15 protein-coding genes and 1 pseudogene are annotated in these 16498 nt (G+C 46.2%); 6 read left to right on the top strand and 10 right to left on the bottom strand.

The window, feature by feature from the left end:
- The first annotated feature begins 126 nt into the window (after positions 1 to 126).
- Both trxC and NL646_RS01500 read left to right on the top strand, forming a co-directional pair.
- Positions 127 to 561: a thioredoxin TrxC gene (gene trxC / locus NL646_RS01505; RefSeq protein WP_020837903.1), complete on the top strand. Its 435-nt coding sequence runs from the start codon at positions 127 to 129 to the stop codon at positions 559 to 561.
- Between the two features lie 176 nt (positions 562 to 737).
- A complete protein-coding gene (locus tag NL646_RS01500; protein ID WP_005460918.1) occupies positions 738 to 1898 on the top strand; it encodes an MFS transporter in 1161 nt (386 codons plus the stop codon).
- Between the two features lie 53 nt (positions 1899 to 1951).
- Here NL646_RS01500 and NL646_RS01495 read toward each other — a convergent pair.
- Positions 1952 to 2845 (bottom strand): annotated as a pseudogene (locus tag NL646_RS01495) (helix-turn-helix transcriptional regulator).
- 51 nt (positions 2846 to 2896) lie between these two features.
- Here NL646_RS01495 and NL646_RS01490 point away from each other — a divergent pair.
- Positions 2897 to 4282, top strand: a complete 1386-nt coding sequence (locus tag NL646_RS01490) for an MATE family efflux transporter (protein ID WP_005460902.1) — start codon at positions 2897 to 2899, stop codon at positions 4280 to 4282.
- On the opposite strand, the gene NL646_RS01485 is transcribed toward NL646_RS01490, so the two are convergent.
- Together NL646_RS01485 and NL646_RS01480 are read right to left on the bottom strand one after the other, a co-directional pair.
- Positions 4269 to 4664, bottom strand: coding sequence for a nitrous oxide-stimulated promoter family protein (locus NL646_RS01485; protein WP_005486279.1), 396 nt, complete (start codon positions 4662 to 4664; stop codon positions 4269 to 4271). The two genes, NL646_RS01490 and NL646_RS01485, sit on opposite strands and share 14 nt — an antisense overlap.
- Positions 4665 to 4678: 14 nt before the next feature.
- Entirely contained in the window at positions 4679 to 5188 is a 510-nt protein-coding gene (locus tag NL646_RS01480) for a GNAT family N-acetyltransferase (RefSeq protein ID WP_025621929.1), read from the bottom strand.
- Between the two features lie 72 nt (positions 5189 to 5260).
- Between NL646_RS01480 and NL646_RS01475 the strand changes: the two genes are divergently transcribed.
- Positions 5261 to 5443, top strand: a complete 183-nt coding sequence (locus NL646_RS01475; protein WP_005480281.1) for a DUF2986 domain-containing protein — start codon at positions 5261 to 5263, stop codon at positions 5441 to 5443.
- Positions 5444 to 5495: 52 nt separating this feature from the next.
- Here the strand turns inward: NL646_RS01475 and NL646_RS01470 are convergent, their stop codons facing one another.
- Both NL646_RS01470 and NL646_RS01465 read right to left on the bottom strand, forming a co-directional pair.
- Positions 5496 to 7673 carry a TonB-dependent receptor gene (locus NL646_RS01470; protein WP_025621928.1) on the bottom strand — a complete coding sequence of 726 codons (2178 nt, stop codon included), beginning with the start codon at positions 7671 to 7673 and terminating at the stop codon, positions 5496 to 5498.
- A 90-nt stretch (positions 7674 to 7763) separates the two neighbouring features.
- Complete coding sequence (locus tag NL646_RS01465) at positions 7764 to 8501, bottom strand: siderophore ferric iron reductase (RefSeq protein WP_025621927.1); 738 nt, start codon at positions 8499 to 8501, stop codon at positions 7764 to 7766.
- A gap of 418 nt (positions 8502 to 8919) precedes the next feature.
- On the opposite strand from NL646_RS01465, the gene NL646_RS01460 reads away from it, so the two are divergent.
- A complete protein-coding gene (locus tag NL646_RS01460; RefSeq protein WP_005460955.1) occupies positions 8920 to 10251 on the top strand; it encodes an anaerobic C4-dicarboxylate transporter in 1332 nt (443 codons plus the stop codon).
- 88 nt (positions 10252 to 10339) lie between these two features.
- On the opposite strand, the gene NL646_RS01455 is transcribed toward NL646_RS01460, so the two are convergent.
- Positions 10340 to 10828 (bottom strand): NYN domain-containing protein, encoded by a 489-nt coding sequence (locus tag NL646_RS01455; RefSeq protein WP_025575851.1) that lies wholly within the window; start codon positions 10826 to 10828, stop codon positions 10340 to 10342.
- Positions 10829 to 10945: 117 nt separating this feature from the next.
- Here NL646_RS01455 and NL646_RS01450 point away from each other — a divergent pair, with 117 nt between their 5' ends.
- On the top strand, positions 10946 to 11386 hold the full coding sequence (locus tag NL646_RS01450; protein ID WP_005486276.1) for a DUF4174 domain-containing protein: 441 nt from the start codon (positions 10946 to 10948) through the stop codon (positions 11384 to 11386).
- 44 nt (positions 11387 to 11430) lie between these two features.
- On the opposite strand, the gene cobA is transcribed toward NL646_RS01450, so the two are convergent.
- The 4 genes from cobA to nirB form a co-directional block, all read right to left on the bottom strand.
- A complete protein-coding gene (cobA, locus tag NL646_RS01445; RefSeq protein WP_005498944.1) occupies positions 11431 to 12189 on the bottom strand; it encodes a uroporphyrinogen-III C-methyltransferase in 759 nt (252 codons plus the stop codon).
- Between the two features lie 173 nt (positions 12190 to 12362).
- A complete protein-coding gene (locus NL646_RS01440) occupies positions 12363 to 13211 on the bottom strand; it encodes a formate/nitrite transporter family protein (RefSeq protein ID WP_015313275.1) in 849 nt (282 codons plus the stop codon).
- A 202-nt stretch (positions 13212 to 13413) separates the two neighbouring features.
- Positions 13414 to 13737 (bottom strand): nitrite reductase small subunit NirD, encoded by a 324-nt coding sequence (nirD, locus tag NL646_RS01435; protein ID WP_005460996.1) that lies wholly within the window; start codon positions 13735 to 13737, stop codon positions 13414 to 13416.
- Positions 13738 to 13750: 13 nt separating this feature from the next.
- On the bottom strand, positions 13751 to 16315 hold the full coding sequence (nirB, locus tag NL646_RS01430) for a nitrite reductase large subunit NirB (protein ID WP_024700663.1): 2565 nt from the start codon (positions 16313 to 16315) through the stop codon (positions 13751 to 13753).
- Positions 16316 to 16498: the final 183 nt, after the last annotated feature.

Here is a 16498-nt window from a genome sequence, read left to right as displayed (position 1 = left end):
GAACCTGATCCGGTTCTATTATAAAACTTGCTATTCCATAAAATTTGCAAGTAAAAAGAAAGTATACGCATTATGAAGCTGACTGATAAGTCATGTTTTCATCAAGTTGTTATAAAGGAAGAAGTCATGTCATCGTTTAAAACTCGTTGCCCATCTTGTGGCGGTTTAAATCGTGTCCCTAATGAGCGTGTTGCAGAATCTGCAACGTGCGGTAAATGTAAGAGCCCGCTTTTAGATGGCGCGCCTATTGAAGGTACACTCGATAACTTTTCTGCACTATTAGAAAGCTCAACGCCAGTTGTTGTCGATTTTTGGGCTCCATGGTGCAATCCGTGCGTCGGCTTTGCTCCTGTTTTCTCGGATGTCGCGCAAGAACAAGTAGGAACGGCTCGTTTTGTAAAGATTGATACTGAAGCCCAACAACAGCTTGCGGCGCAATTTGGTATTCGCAGCATTCCAACCATCATGGTATTTAAGAACGGTCAGCGCGTTGATATGCTGAATGGTGCGTTGCCTAAATCGCAGTTTGATCAATGGTTAAATCAAGCACTTACAAAATAATTCTAGCCTTAAGCCTGCCAATCTGGCAGGCTTTTTTATGCAGCAAATTGCCATATAATTTCGACAAATTTTATTTGTCGATACGACACAAATTTATCATTTTACATGCCTACTAATTAGCCTCATATTCGCGCCGAATAACCCCCAGATTTCTCTTAATTTATAGGCGCAAAACATTGGAAAACACAGTCGTTTCTGCAGCATCACCACGAGTTACAGTTCCAGTCGTCGCACTGTCTCTTTACGCGGTTGCTTCAGGCTATTTGATGAGCTTGATCCCACTCATGCTCGGCGAATACAACATCTCTGCTGATTACGCGAGTTGGTTGGCGAGCGTGTTTTATGGCGGCTTGTTGATTGGTGCCATGTTTATCGAACGCATTGTTCGCAATGTTGGCCACCGCAAAGCATTTATTGGCTGTTTGGCTGCATTTTCGCTCACCATCGTTGCCCTACCAGCATTCCCGAATGGCCTAGTTTGGCTCGTTGCGCGCTTTATTGCTGGTGTAGCAGTTGCAGGTGTATTCGTGATCGTTGAATCCTGGTTGATGTCAGGCGACGAAGCATCACGCGCAAAACGCCTAAGCCTATACATGCTTTCTCTGTACGGCGGCTCGGCTCTCGGTCAATTTGGTATTGGCGTTCTTGGCGTAAGTGGCGGCGTACCCTTTGTTGCGATTACAACATTGATCCTAATGGCGATGCTGGTACTGATGTTTATTGATTGCGAACAACCGAACAGCCATGAATCGACTTCATTGTCATTCAAACAGATTGCAAAACTCAATCATGCAGCGATCATCGGTTGCGTCGTATCTGGTTTAACCTTGGGTGCGATTTACGGTCTTATGCCTGTTGAATTGGCGAACCGTAAAATTACCCACCAAGACATTGGTACGCTTATGGCGTTAGTGATCCTTGGCGGCATGTTGGTTCAACCTATGGTGACCACATTAAACAAATACATGAGCCGAACAGTCTTAATGGCGTTCTTCTGTATCTTGGGTATTTTCTCTATCGGTTTGACGTTCATCTCTACGTCTACCGCAGTGTTGGCGGCGTCGCTTTTCCTATTGGGCATGGCCACGTTTGCTCTATACCCAGTGGCAATCAACCTCGGCTGTGAAGGACTTGATGAACGCTTTATTGTCTCTGCAACTCAAGTCATGCTGTTTAGCTACAGCGTAGGCTCAGTAGCAGGCCCAGTGGTCGCAGACAAATTTATGGGCCAAGTACACGGCTTGTTGGGTTACTTGTTTGCGGCTTTGGTAGCGACATGCGTTTACATGTTGCTTGCAGCGAGCAAAACCAAACAGCAAATGGCTGCGGGCCTATAAAGCTAAAACAACCAAATGACCATTGAAAACGAGGGCTATCTGCCCTCGTTTTTTTATGCGTTTTCCATTAACTGCTTTCGATAACGTGTTGGTGAAATGCCGTGAAACTTCTTAAATCGATGCGTAAAGTTGTACGGGTCTCGGTATCCCAATCGATTGGCAATCATCGCAATTGACCACGCCCGGTATTGCAACAAGTCTGCTGCTTTGTGCATTCGCAGCTCGATCAACTTGCTCCTCGGGCTCATATTGAAGAGCTGTTTCGACAAACGGTTTAGCTGTTCTTCACTAATAAAACATCGCTTCGCCATTTCACTGACAGTCCAAGGCAAATGCAGTTGCCCTTCTATCTCATTAAACAAGGTCTGAACACGCGAAAGCGACGTACTGATTGGAGTTTCCACACTTTGCACCAACCGTTGAACTTCACTGATCAATAACTGACGAAAACCAGAGCGTCCGCCGATTTCGTTGTAGAGTAAGGTCATCAACGACCAAATCTGTTCTGAGCCACGAAATGGAATCACGCACTGACCAAGATCATTGAGATGATGCCATGCAGGTGCATTTTGCGGCAGCAACTAGACCATTTTCCAACTTCCCAAACGCGGGTTGATCTCGAAACGAAAGCAAGTGTCTACGGGCAAGATGGTCAGCGTGTAGGGTTCGATCTCCTTAACGCAGTTTGGCGTAATCAACACACCGCCGCCTTCTAACGTGAATAACAACGTATGCACGCCCACCTTGTCACGCTCAACGTGATAACCGTCGTGCAGCTCAGCCAATCCCGCCATAAAAATATCGGCACGTTGCCATTCTGGAATTTCCGTTAACGTAAGAAAACGTTCTTTGCAAGCAGGCGCAAGGTAGACGTCATCGTGCCACTCATCTTGAGGAGAGAATTGACCGATGACGGATTTGCACAGGTTTTGTCGATTTTCGAACATGTATTTATGCCTCGGTTGGTTTTATATTCCCCCACAAACTGAGGAGTGACTATGACGAACAATACTGACATCAAAAACCAAACAAATCCTATGTCTGGCGACTTGTTACGTCAGATTATTCGCTTAGGTTTTCCTGTTGCAATCCAAAGCGCGCTTGTCGCGATATTGGCATTGGCTGATGTTCTCATGGTTAGTGACTTTGGTAAAGAAGCGACAGCGGCTGTGGGAATTGCGTCAAAATGGCATTTCGTGGCGATCATGATCATGGCCGGTCTAGCCTCTGCCAACGGCACGCTCGTTGCTCAATATTGGGGGCGAAATGATGCCGTCAGTGCCAAAACCGTCACTGGTATCGCCATCCGATTTGGCTTAAAAGTGCTTATCCCAGTGACGTTGATCATCACGCTTGGTAGCGAACTCATCATGCGTTTACAAACCAGCGATACACGAGTGATTGAGTTGGGTGCGACTTACTTGTGGTATGCGTTTCCGGTGCTGTTGCTTACGCATATCGTCATCGTGCTCGAAGCCAGCATGCGCTCTTCGGGTGACACCGTCACTCCGCTATTAATGGGTGCAATGACCATCGTCCTTAATATTGGTTTGAATTTCTGGTTAATCAAAGGCGGCTTTGGCATCCCAGCAATGGGGGTCGCTGGTGCGGCATTCGCTACGACCATTTCTCGTTTGTTCCAAGTACTCGCCATGATTGCCTACATGCGTTGGCGGAAACACTGGTTGTTGGAAGTAAAAGAAGGCTCTGAACGCCCTTCGCTGTGGCTGTCTTATCGTCGTCTTGCGCTGCCAATGACGCTAGGTGCGCTACTTTGGGCAATCGGTACTATGGTTTATCAGATGATTTTTGGCCACATGGGGACAACCGAATTGGCGGTATTTAGCATGCTCGGCCCATTTGAATCACTCTGTTACTCGATTTTCTTTGGGATCTCTGTGGCATGCTCTGTGATGATTGGTCAATCCTTGGGGCGTGATGCCTTTGAGCAAGCCGAACACATGGCAAAATTCTTTATCAAAGCAGTCTTTGTTTTTGGTATTTCCATCGGCGCACTGTTGCTTCTTAATCGTGAGTTGATCATTGCAGCATTGAATTTGGACAACCCTGAGCTTTACCCACTCGCCGCCCCTGCGGTGATGATTTTGTGCTGCGCGATTTGGTTGCGTATGTTGAACATGATCATCATTAACGGGATTATTCGAGCTGGTGGCGACAACGTATTCTGCTTACGCATGGACTTTATCGCCATGTGGATGACAGGCTTACCACTTTGTGCAATCGCTGCGTTTGTTCTTGGTTGGGAGTTTAAGTACGTGTATGCACTGATGATTGCAGAGGAAGTCGTTAAGTTGGCGTTGTGTTATCGTCGATACACGCAAAAGTATTGGATAAAGAATCTAACCGTCGTTACGACTTCTTAGTATCGCGTTCTGCATTGATTCTTTTGTGGCGGTTCGATGCATTGGCTGCTGGTTTTTCAGGAACCTCACGTTTCTCGTGCAGCAGGTGCCGAACTGCCAGAATCGGATGTTTGAGTAACATTCTCGGGCCTGAATAGCGCATCACTAAACGCATCTGTTCTTTAGGTTCGGGTTTATAGCAGTGGATTGGACACTTGTTACACGTCGGTTTTTCTTCTCCGTATGGGCATCGATCCAATCGCACTTCCGCGTAATCAAGCAGTTCACGGCATTCACTGCACAGCGCATCTTTGGTTCCATGATGATCATGGCAATACACCTCCACCATCGCTTTGACGGTTTTAAATTCGGTGGCGAGTTTGCCAAGTAAAATATCGCTCATGGTATTGCCCAAAATCACAGTTGGAGAGTGTAGAGTTCTAAAGTTCGGCCATTATCATATTGCTGCTCAACACGTTCAAATTCGAAACCGAGTTTTTTCAGCAAACTTATACTACGAATATTATCATTATTCGTAATCGCGACCAGTTGACTAAGTTGCATCGCTTGTTTCGCGTACTCGATCACTGCCTTTGCTGCTTCTATAGCAAAACCTTGGCCGTAAGCTGAAGGAAGATAACCATAGCCGATGTCGTAAGCGTTCAAGGTATCACGCTTCACTAACCCACAAATGCCTAGCGGCTGTTTTGTCTGCTTATCTTCAACCACCAGCAAGCTCACACCTTTCTTTTCTTCCATACGCAGCATGTTCTCTTTGATGTAACGAACCGCTTCGTAATCGGTTCGCATTTGCTTATCCCCAACAAAGCGATAAAAGTCAGGGTGGTTGTAGAGCTCCAATATAAATGGCGCATCATCTACACTCACTAGACGCAGTATCAATCGTTCGGTGGTCAAAGTTTTCATACGAACTCCATTATGGTTGTAACTTGGATGAAAAATCACTATCCTGCCCCGCTAAATTAAAGGACCAACACCATGAACCGCAAGAAGAAAATCAATCAGATCTTAAAAGCGAAGCAGAAGAAGCACAACGCGAAGCTGCATAAAAGCAACAAACCGCGCTACATCTCTAAAGCTGAGCGCGCGAAAATGGAAGCCGAAGAACAACAGCAATCTTCTGAAAACGTTGTAGAGACAGCAACTGCTGACCAAGCTTAAAAAGAAAAGCCGCATAATGCGGCTTTTTTACTTTTAGAAAAGAATATTGAACTTAGTATTCAAGGCTGTAGTTCAGTGTAAACGAGCGGCCTCGACCTTTGTAATCATACGCCGCCGCATCGTAGTGAGCTGCGTACAAGATCTGTGCACGTTGGCCCCAAGCCGTGGTGTAATCTTCATCAAACAGGTTTTGAATACCAAAGCCAAGCTGACCAACTGGCAAATTCACATTGCCCAGTAGATCAAACGTGGTGTAACCATCAAGCTTGTTGTTAGCATCATCTTCGTAATCAAACATCGTTTGGCTTTGTAGACGCACTGAATAATCATCCTGATAGTAAGCCGCCCACGCGTTCGCTTTTGATGTGCTTGCTTTACCTGCGCTTAAGTCTTCCCACTTCCCGTTGGTTTTTAGCTCAGACACGACATAATGACCAGAAGCACCCAATAGGATGTCACTGCTTACCCAATAATTGATGTTTGCTTCTGCGCCGTAAACGCGCTGCTCGTCATCGACGTTGGTAATTAGAAGCGTCTTTTTATCGTACTTGATGGAGTTATCCGACACCGAGTAGTAACCCGCCGCTTGCAGTGCGACGGTATCGGTATCTAAGCGATAACCAATTTCGTAGCTGTCCGTTTTAATGCCCGACATTTTTGAATCGGCTACGTTGATGCTGTCTTTGAGTGCGTAGTGCCCGTTGGCATCAACGGCCTCGTAGCTGCCTTGACCGTAGTATTTCGCTGGGTCTGCTAATTCAAAACCTTGTGAGAAGTTCGCCCACAATTGAGATTCATCATTCAACTGATAAATTGTCCCAACATTAAACAAACTCACCGAGTAATCAGTACTGCCACCCGGCACTGCATCGGCAGACACACCTTTACCCGAAGCAATGTTCTTCTGCACGCTGTATGCGACAAAATCATCAATCTTGTTGTCCATATATTGATAACGGTATCCCGCCTGCACAGACCAATCTTGATTGATTTGGTAATCCCCCTGCACAAACATCGCGTAAGATGTTACGTCTACACCAGGATAACGCCCCACTTCCGCATACGTTCGGTTAATTAGGTTACCTGAGTTGTCAGCGATGGTTTTGTCGAACAAAGCTTGGTTGCTATCGAATCGATCTAGGTATGCATCCACACCGTAAACGGCACTGAATGCACCCCAACTTTTCGCCAGCGCTAAACGCCCCGCAAACACTTCGGTTTCTTGTTGTGAAGAGCTTTGGTAATACGGAGTAAAGGTTTGATCTTCGCTGCGGTAAGACAATTCACCAATCAATTGATGACCGAATACGTTGTCGTGTGCGTAGTTTGCACTTAAAAGTACACGCTCTGTACCATGCTCACGATCGGAATCGAACCCTTTTCGCACATCAACAAATTTACTATTAACAATGTACAAGCCGTATGGCGAATCTTGCTGGCTGTCATAGTATTGCGCGACTAGGTTTAGCTTGCTGGCATCGGAGATTTGGATCTCTGCCGAACCCATAACATCAAGCGTTGAGTTGTATTGCAAAGAACCTTGAGAAATGTCTGGCGTGACAATGTCACCATTTCCGTCAAATGCACCTTGTGTCTCGGAATACACCACTGAGCCACGTGCTTTTACGATGTCATTTCCACCAGCAACGGATTGTGCGACTTTGTAGTCAAAATCATCGCTACTGTTGAAACCTGACGTACCGCCGACAAAAGATTCAAACGCCAATTCATCTGAGTACGCTTTTTTAGTGATGATGTTAATGACACCACCCGTCGCACCAGCCCCATAAATGGAAGTCGCGCCTGACAGCACTTCAATTCGTTCGATGTTGAAAGGGTCAATCGCATCCAATTGACGACTGATAGGACGAGAAGATTGCAGAGAAACGCCATCAATCATGACCAGCATGGCTCTGCCACGCAGATTTTGGCCGTAGTTTGTTCGGCCGCCAGTGCCAACATCTAAAGAAGGGATCGTCGCCGAAAGAATATCACCCAGAGTTTTACCTGCTCGATATTGTTGAGCAATTTCTTCTTGCCCTACAAACCAAACCGTACCGGGAATATCAGAAATGGATTTTGGCATGACGCTGCCAACCACGACTAACTGTTCATCTGCTGCGTTTTGAGACGCCAGTTGCTGAGCTTGTTCCGCAGCCAATGCGTGCGCTGCATATCCACTGCTCATCGCTAATACGATGAGGTTTAAAGAGAACTTCCTATTTGTCATTGTATTTATCTTTTTGTTGTAGCCAAAGAATCGACAATGAAACTTATTATCAATAACAAATCGAGCACTGTTACATAGGTTAACAAATTGTTAACCATTGCTCTTTTGCATGATTAACTGACGGTTTTTTGCAGCTCTCGGGCAGTCCTCGCAGAGCTTTCTTCCTTCACACTTGTACACCAAGCAGCAGCTTTTTCTGACCAGTTTGAGCGGTTGCTCATGAGGCACACCATGCAAAGCATCGATATGACGCTCATCCAGCCCCAGAGCACTAAGCCACAAGCTAGCGTGCTCTTTAATGATGGCATCGGTCAGTTGAGGGAAATGTTGCTGTAACCTTAACAAGCACGCCAAAATACCGTCTGACATCAACTGATGAGTAAACCCCGGACGAATGCGAATCCACTCGTTCATCTGTTCTTGATAAAAATCGAACAAAGCTCGAATTTGACGCCCAGCCTTCGTAATCAATATTGTGTGATCACCTTGAATATGTTCCTGATCCGCAAAGCGAAATCCTCTTACAAAGCAGGGCTGTAAGTACTGCGCCATATTGCGTAAATTCGGGAGCGATTGAAAACCGTAGATAGAGACAAGCGCAACGTAGATTGGCTGCCAACAGAGCAAATCCCATGTTCTTGTGAGCCAATACGCCCTTCCGGCCTCTGGATACGTTTCAGAAAGTTGACGATACAACTCTTGAACGATGGGATTGATATCATTATCGATATGAATGGCATCCGACTCAATGCGACCAATATCGCCATGTAAATAAGGAGTGATGGTTTGCGATGTTTGAAAGAGTTGCGGGAAGAATGGCTCGGACATGATTGCGTGCGGTTACGGTTTGAGATCTGCCCCCTTTATACTTAACCATGAATCGCAATGCAAACTATTATCCTTTGTATTTGTGCATTTTATATACCGTTGACCGGCGCTCCAAGTCAGTATCCATTTCGTTGCTCAACCACTTGAGTAAAACGACACACTATAAAATTCAACAAATGATTAAATCATCAGCAGGTTTTGAGGTATTTCGATTTAAAAATGCCACAGCATAAAAACACCTTGGTAAAAGGTCTGTAACAGTTCGCTCTGATAGCGTGAGTTATTGCCAATAATTGAATATTGCTGTTTCTTATCCAGCGGAATGTGAACAACATGAAGTATTTTCCATCTGAATATCGGGACAATATAACTAGGTAATTTGGCTATATAGCCCTCTGTTTTGAATAAGGAAATCCACATGTTGTATCTTGAGTTTCTATTTTTGCTCGTGATGCTGTATATCGGCTCACGCTATGGTGGTATCGGCCTCGGGGTCGTATCTGGTATTGGTTTGGTGATTGAAGTCTTTATCTTTAAGATGCCGCCAACCTCCCCACCTGTCACCGTTATGTTGATCATCCTAGCGGTTGTAACATGTGCATCGATTCTTGAAGCCGCAGGCGGTTTGAAATACATGCTTCAAGTTGCCGAACGTGTGCTTCGTAAAAACCCAAAACGCGTCACCCTGATCGCTCCTTTTGTGACTTACTTTATGACTTTCTTGCTCGGTACAGGTCACGCGGTTTACTCCATTATGCCAATCATTGGCGACGTTGCATTGAAAAACGGCATTCGTCCTGAGCGTCCAATGGCGGCGGCTTCTGTCGCTTCTCAAATCGCAATCACAGCCTCACCAATTTCAGCGGCCGTGGTTTACTACTTAGCGCAACTCTCTGATATTCAGCACGAGATCACTCTGCTTTCTATTTTGCTCGTTACGGTTCCAGCAACACTATTCGGTACGTTGCTGATGTCACTTTACAGCATCAAACGTGGTAAAGAACTGGAAGACGATGAAGAATACCAAGAGCGTTTGAAAGATCCTGTGTGGCGTGAAAAGATCCTCAACACCACTGCAACGTCTCTTGACGAAGTGCTACCAACAAGTGCTCGCAACTCTGTGTTGCTGTTCATCGCTTCTATCTTGGTTATCGTCGTTATCGCGATGTGGCCAGACATTCGTACTATTGTGGATGGCGCGAAGCCAATTAGCATGGCCGTTGTCATTCAAATGATGATGCTCTGCTTCGGCGGTATCATTCTTCTTGCAACCAAAACTGACCCGCGTGACGTACCAAACGGTGTGGTCTTCAAATCGGGTATGGTGGCGGCAATTGCTATCTTCGGTATCGCATGGATGTCTGATACTTACTTCCAATACGCAATGCCTCAATTCAAATCTGGCATTGTAGAGATGGTAACGAACTACCCTTGGACGTTCGCACTGGCGTTGTTCATTGTGTCTGTTGTGGTGAACTCTCAAGCAGCAACGGCTCGTATGATGCTGCCTGTTGGTCTTGGCTTGGGTCTAGATCCTGCACTGCTTATCGGCCTAATGCCAGCGGTGTACGGTTACTTCTTTATTCCGAACTACCCTTCTGATATCGCGACAGTGAACTTCGATACATCAGGTACAACTAAGATTGGTAAGTGGTACTTCAACCACTCATTTATGTCGGTAGGTTTGATTGGTGTGATCGGCGCGTGTTGCTTAGGTTACGTACTAGGACAAATCATCATTCCTTCATAAACAACCTGTAAAGTAAAATTGGAAGGCGAGTCATTGTACGCATAAGTACAGCCTGAATGACTCGCCTTTTCTTTGTCTAGTCTGATGCTTACAACAAGAAATCATCATCAATCGCGACGAAATTATCAGCACAATCAATCAAGGTTTGCGAGGTTAACCTTGGTACACCATAGACGGTGACCTTCTTGTTGTAGCGCTGCTGAATACGTTGCACCAGCAAACTGAAGTCGCCATCACCAGAAACCAAAATCACGCGGTCAACATCAGGCGCAATCTCAATCGCATCGAGCGTGATACCGACATCCCAATCCCCTTTGGCGCTGCCATCTCGACGCTGAATGTAAGGCTTCAACATCACCTCAAATCCCACACCTCTTAGAATGTGATGAAACTGGCGTTGCTTCGGATCGTTACTGGCAATGGCATAAGCTTTCGCGCTTACTACTTCCTTTTCTTGTGTCGCGACATACCAAAACTGGTTGTAATCAAAGTTACTGCGATACGCTTCACGACAAGTGTAATAAACGTTTTGAACGTCAACGAGAATGGCGATTTTTTCTTTGTGGTCTGATTGCATGGTGATCTCATACCGATAATTTGCCGCCTACCCTAAGCCAGATCGCCCAAAAGCACAATGAGCCAATTCCACTAAACTTAACGTATAAACGGAAAATCGCGTTTTTAGGAGTGAGTCATGAGTGGAAAGTTATTGGTGATACTGCTTTCGTGTATCTTTGCCTCGACGGCACTCGGCTATCCTGCGCACACTCAATACTGGCCGCATCGCAGTGTTCTGTATTTCGCGCCTGAAAATGATGATTACGTAAAACAGTTCTTGCTTGAAGCATTGATGCACGAGTGCGAGTTAGTTGATAGAGATGTCGTCACACTGGTGATCACAGAAGACGGCTACACCGTGCCAAGCTGGCTTAAAGAAGAGTTTGATTTAAAGATACTCGCAGAGATCTACAGCGTGAAAAAAGGCGAGCACACTGCGATTTTACTCGGTAAAGATGGCTTAGAAAAATACCGCTGGGGGGCAGAAACCGATTGGCAATACATTAACGATTTGATTGACCAAATGCCGATGCGAAAACAAGAGATGCAGAGGCAGCGAAGCCCCTGCGAAATCTGAAGCACTTGAGGAAATGAAGACTCGTGAAGAAACAGGATTCTTCGTTACTTTCCGAACCACGCCAACTTATTATGCAGCTGCGTAACGCTCCCCACCACTATCAATGCAGGGCTTACTGCTTGCTCTGCCATGTTAGACAGTTCATTTAGTTTACCTTGGAACACGCGTTGCTCTGGTCGCGTCCCATTTTCGATGATTGCGCATGACATTTCTGGGTCTAAGCCGTGCGTGATGAGCTTGTCCATAATGTGGCCGCTTTGCTTCAAACCCATGTAGAACACAAGTGTGTTGTTTGACTGCGCTAACGAGTGCCATTCAATTTCGCGACCGTCTTTTTGCACGTGACCCGTGATGAATTGAACACTTTGCGCATGATCACGGTGCGTTAGTGGAATACCTGCGTAAGCCGTCGCCCCCGCCGCAGCGGTGATCCCCGGTACCACTTCGTATTGAATACCGTATTCTGCAAGCTCTTCCAACTCTTCACCGCCGCGTCCAAAGATAAATGAATCACCACCTTTTAGGCGCACAACGCGTTTCCCTTCTTGTGCTTTTTCCACCAAAATTTGGTTGATCTGATCTTGTGGTACGCAGTGAAAATCGAGCTTTTTCCCGACATAAATCATCTCTGCGGATGCCTGTGCTAACTCTAGAATCTCTTTCGATACCAAACGGTCATACACCACAACTTCAGCCGCTTGAATTGCTTTCAACCCTTTGACAGTCAGTAAATCCGGATCGCCAGGCCCAGCACCAACAAGAGAAACAAAGCCGCTGTTTAAAGATGAGTTCGCAGTAGTCATATCAACGCCTATCGGAAAATTGGGATATAAAGAGTAACACTCACCTAATTGGCTTAAGGTTCAAACTACCCCAAGGAGTTATTACTTTTTATAGCTAAATCAATACAATATCTATCGAAAGTTAAAAGAGCTGAATAGCCCTACCCACCAAAGGTAGGGCCAAATAAAGCGGTTTATTTTGCGATTGCAGGTTCTGCAATAACGTCCTCTTCAACACTTAGAGAAGGCGCTGTTTTCGCATGAGTTAGGTACAGTGGCAGACAAGTCATGACAAGACCACCGATGATGTTACCTAGAATGGTTGGGATTAAGTTGAAGTTCAACCAAGTCGCGATACCAAAGTCCGCACCTAGAATCATACCTAGTGGGAATAGGAACATGTTTACCACCGTGTGCTCAAATACGAGTGCGAAGAAGATGAAGATTGGGAACCACATCATCGCCACGCGACCGGATACTGAACGCGCAGTCATGTTGCCAATCACGCCTAGACACACCATTAGGTTACAGAAGATACCGCGTACGAAACACGTGATCCATCCGTCCATACCCATGTTTTCAAAACCAAGGCTACGCGCTGTAGAAACAGCGACAAACTTCTTCGCTACCGCGTTGAGTTCTAGAGAAAAGTTACCGGTTAGAGAAATCGCCACAAGGTAAGCCACAATCAGAGAACCAATCAGGTTACCCAAACCTACAAGACCCCAGCAACGGAAAATGCGCCCCCAAGTGATGCCCGGACGGTTTGCAAACTTCGCCAAAGGCGCAAGACCAAATACCCCCGTAACTAGGTCGTAACCCATCACACTAAGAATCACAAAACCAACAGGGAAAACAAGTGCGCCCACAAGGCCAATTCCCGTTTGCACCATCGCCGTAATTGCGACAACTACCGCTAACGACAAAATAATGCCGGCCATCGTGCCACGAAGCAGAAGGTCGCGCGTGCTTGTATTGGTTTTTGCTTCACCAACGTTGATCATGGTTTGCACGAATTCAGCAGGTTTAAAGTCTGTAGACATGAATGTGTCCTTATTCAAAATTGAAAGTTAAAAGTTGAAGATTGAATAGAGAAAGGCTTCCCGCTGACATCCACTGCTGTCGACATCATCTCGCTTCCCTGTCCCCCGGAAATGATGCGTGGAAAGCCTTTGTCTATTGAATCTATGAAACGGATACCGAAAGGCGAAGAAACATCCCTCCTCCACAGAGGAGGGATTAAACTTACGCTTGAATCTCGACTTCGCCGTTTGTCACGCGCGCTTTGTACGCTTTCACGTTAAAACGCTCGTCTTCCATACAAGCACCTGTTGTCAGGTTAAAGCGTTGCTTCTTAAGCGGGCTCGCCACCCAAAGCTCTCCTTGATGCTCACAAATCAAACCGCGAGAAAGCACGTTCGATTGGAAGAACGGGTCGGTGTTGCTGATAGCTAACACTTCTTCCGCTTCTGTTGGGCGAAATACCGCAACTTGCTGACCATTAACCAAAGCACAAACGCCAGTGCCCGGTACGATGTCGCTGATTTGGCAAATCTTTTCAAATGACATGTTCAACCTTCCCTTATGCTTCAGTGATCGCTACGTGTAGGATGTCGCCTTTCGCTTCAGGATGTTTCTCCGTGAAGGTCGCTGGGCGGTGCTGTTCGCGCTCTTGAACAAACACAACGTTGTCATCGCGCTTATCAGAGTTAATGAAGTGTGCGAAACGAGTCAGTTGTGATGCGTCATTGATGGTTGCCGTCCACTCACACTCGTACTCGTCTACAAGCTTCGCTACGTCAGCTTCTAGTTGAGCGTTGATGCCAAGTTTGTCTTCAACAATCACTGCGCGTAGGTAGTCAACACCACCTTCCATGTTTTCCATCCAAACTGATGTGCGTTGTAGTGGCGCAGCAGTACGGATGTAGAACATCATGAAGCGGTCGATGTACTTGATTAGCGTTTCTTTATCTAGATCGCTGGCTAGTAAGTCTGCGTGACGAGGTTTCATGCCGCCGTTACCACAAACGTACATATTCCAACCTGCGTCAGTCGCGATGATACCAAGGTCTTTACCTTGTGCTTCCGCACACTCACGAGTACAGCCAGAAACACCGAACTTCATCTTGTGAGGTGTACGAATGCCTTTGTAACGGTTCTCGATGTAAGAACCTAGACCAACAGAATCTTGAACGCCGTAACGACACCAAGTTGAGCCAACACAGGTCTTCGCCATACGAAGTGCTTTTGCGTACGCTTGACCTGTTTCGAAACCAGCGTCGATAAGCTTGCGCCAGATCTCTGGAAGATCGTCTTTTTGAGCACCAAACAGACCAATACGTTGAGCACCGGTTACTTTGGTGTATAGGTTGTATTCTGCAGCAACGTTCGCTAGCGCACCCAGTGCTTGAGGTGTTACTTCACCACCCGCCATACGTGGAATAACAGAGTAAGTACCGTCTTTTTGGATGTTACCTAGGAAGTTATCATTCGTGTCGTGCAGCTTAACCAGTTGTGGCTTAAGGATGTGCTCACCCCAGCAAGAAGCCAAAATAGAACCAGCCAGTGGTTTACAAACTTCACAGCCGTACCCTTTACCGTATTTCTCTAGAAGCTCATCAAACGTTTTGATCTCTTCAATACGGATTAGGTGGAACAGCTCTTGGCGCGAGTAAGCAAAGTGCTCACACACGTCGTTCTTCACTTCGATACCCGATTTAGCAAGCTCTGCATTTAGAACAGAAGTGACTAGAGGAATGCAGCCACCACAGCCTGTACCTGCGCCAGTCACTGCTTTGATGTCACCCAATGTGTGGTGACCATCAGCAACCGCTTGAGCGATCTTGCCTTTGGTTACGTCGAAACATGAACAGATCACTGCGCTTTCTGGTAGTGCATCCGCACCGAGTGCTGGTTTCTCAGCACCTGCGTGTGCAGGAAGGATCAAGGCATCTGGATGCTCTGGTAGGTCGATTTCGTTCAACATCAGTTGAAGCAGATCGCCGTAGTCAGACGTATCACCCACGAGTACTGCACCTAGCAGCTTCTTGTTGTCTTCAGAAACGATAAGACGTTTGTAAACTTCTTGCTCTTCGTTTTGGTAAACGTAACTCTTACAACCTTCAGTACGGCCATTCGCATCACCGATAGAGCCCACTTTCACACCAAGCAGTTTTAGCTTCGCAGACATATCAGCGCCTTCGAATTTGCTTTCTGTGTTACCTAGTAGGTGATCAACCGCAACGGTCGCCATCTTGTAACCAGGAGCAACAAGGCCGTAGAACATTTCATTCCAAGACGCACACTCACCAATCGCGTAGATGTTCTCATCAGAAGTCTGGCAGTGGTCGTTGATGGCAACACCGCCACGAGGGCCAAGTTCTAGCTCCATTTGGCGAGCCAGTTTGTCTTGTGGACGAATACCCGCAGAAAATACGATGAAGTCTGTCTCTAACTCAGTGCCGTCAGCAAAACGCATGACGTTACGAGCATTTTTACCTTCTGCTGCAATCTCTAGCGTGTTTTTGCTGGTATGAACGTTCACGCCCATACGCTCGATTTTTTGACGAAGTTGATTACCACCAGCAAGGTCAAGTTGCTCAGCCATTAGCTTTGGCGCGAACTCAACGACGTGTGTTTCTACACCGAGAGCCTTTAGTGCGCCTGCAGCTTCAAGACCTAGCAGACCGCCACCGATAACCACGCCTGATTTACTCTTCTTCGCACACGCTTCGATCGCTTTAAGATCTTCGATTGTGCGGTAAACAAAACAGTCTTTGCTTTCATGACCTTTGATAGGCGGAACAAATGGGAATGAGCCAGTAGCAAGAATCAGCTTATCGTATTGAACTTCACGACCAGTGCTTGAGTAAACGATTCGGTTTTCACGGTTGATGTTAATCGCGCGTTCACCGATCAACATATTGATGCCGTGTTTCTCGTAAAAGCCTTCTTTGACTAGAGACAGTTCGTCGGCTGTGTGGTGAGAAAAATAAGAGGAAAGGTGCACACGGTCGTATGCGACACGAGGTTCTTCACAGAAAACGGTGATATCCATTTGCGAGACATCCGTTTTCTCGACTAAGTCTTCGATGTAACGGTGCCCTACCATACCGTTACCAATAACTACTAGCTTCAACTTGCTCATTGTACTTCCTAAGGGTTAGGTTCTTATCACTGAGCGCATTGTTAATTGTGAAAGAAAATTAATACATGATGTAAATCAATTACAAATTCAAACTACCCTAAAGGGGTAGTCGGCTCTATTTGCTTTGTTTACTCATAAAATAAGGTAATTTATTAACGAATATTGGTAGTTTTTACAAAGAAC

Origin of the sequence: Vibrio sp. Y20_XG_PY13 (assembly GCF_024181925.1) — a bacterium.
Classification (GTDB): domain Bacteria; phylum Pseudomonadota; class Gammaproteobacteria; order Enterobacterales; family Vibrionaceae; genus Vibrio; species Vibrio parahaemolyticus.
Note: the sequence above shows the minus strand (reverse complement) of the source record. Positions and strands in the feature narration are given on the sequence as shown.

Excerpts from the sequence above, each read along its gene's own strand:
- NL646_RS01440 (WP_015313275.1), bottom strand. The coding sequence starts at position 13,211 with ATGTCTACAGACTTTAAACCTGCTGAATTCGTGCAAACCATGATCAAC.
- NL646_RS01450 (WP_005486276.1), top strand. The coding sequence starts at position 10,946 with ATGAGTGGAAAGTTATTGGTGATACTGCTTTCGTGTATCTTTGCCTCG.
- NL646_RS01485 (WP_005486279.1), bottom strand. The coding sequence starts at position 4,664 with ATGAGCGATATTTTACTTGGCAAACTCGCCACCGAATTTAAAACCGTC.
- NL646_RS01460 (WP_005460955.1), top strand. The coding sequence starts at position 8,920 with ATGTTGTATCTTGAGTTTCTATTTTTGCTCGTGATGCTGTATATCGGC.
- NL646_RS01480 (WP_025621929.1), bottom strand. The coding sequence starts at position 5,188 with ATGAAAACTTTGACCACCGAACGATTGATACTGCGTCTAGTGAGTGTA.
- NL646_RS01490 (WP_005460902.1), top strand. The coding sequence starts at position 2,897 with ATGACGAACAATACTGACATCAAAAACCAAACAAATCCTATGTCTGGC.
- nirD (WP_005460996.1), bottom strand. The coding sequence starts at position 13,737 with ATGTCATTTGAAAAGATTTGCCAAATCAGCGACATCGTACCGGGCACT.
- NL646_RS01475 (WP_005480281.1), top strand. The coding sequence starts at position 5,261 with ATGAACCGCAAGAAGAAAATCAATCAGATCTTAAAAGCGAAGCAGAAG.
- cobA (WP_005498944.1), bottom strand. The coding sequence starts at position 12,189 with ATGACTACTGCGAACTCATCTTTAAACAGCGGCTTTGTTTCTCTTGTT.
- NL646_RS01465 (WP_025621927.1), bottom strand. The coding sequence starts at position 8,501 with ATGTCCGAGCCATTCTTCCCGCAACTCTTTCAAACATCGCAAACCATC.
- NL646_RS01470 (WP_025621928.1), bottom strand. The coding sequence starts at position 7,673 with ATGACAAATAGGAAGTTCTCTTTAAACCTCATCGTATTAGCGATGAGC.
- nirB (WP_024700663.1), bottom strand. The coding sequence starts at position 16,315 with ATGAGCAAGTTGAAGCTAGTAGTTATTGGTAACGGTATGGTAGGGCAC.
- trxC (WP_020837903.1), top strand. The coding sequence starts at position 127 with ATGTCATCGTTTAAAACTCGTTGCCCATCTTGTGGCGGTTTAAATCGT.
- NL646_RS01455 (WP_025575851.1), bottom strand. The coding sequence starts at position 10,828 with ATGCAATCAGACCACAAAGAAAAAATCGCCATTCTCGTTGACGTTCAA.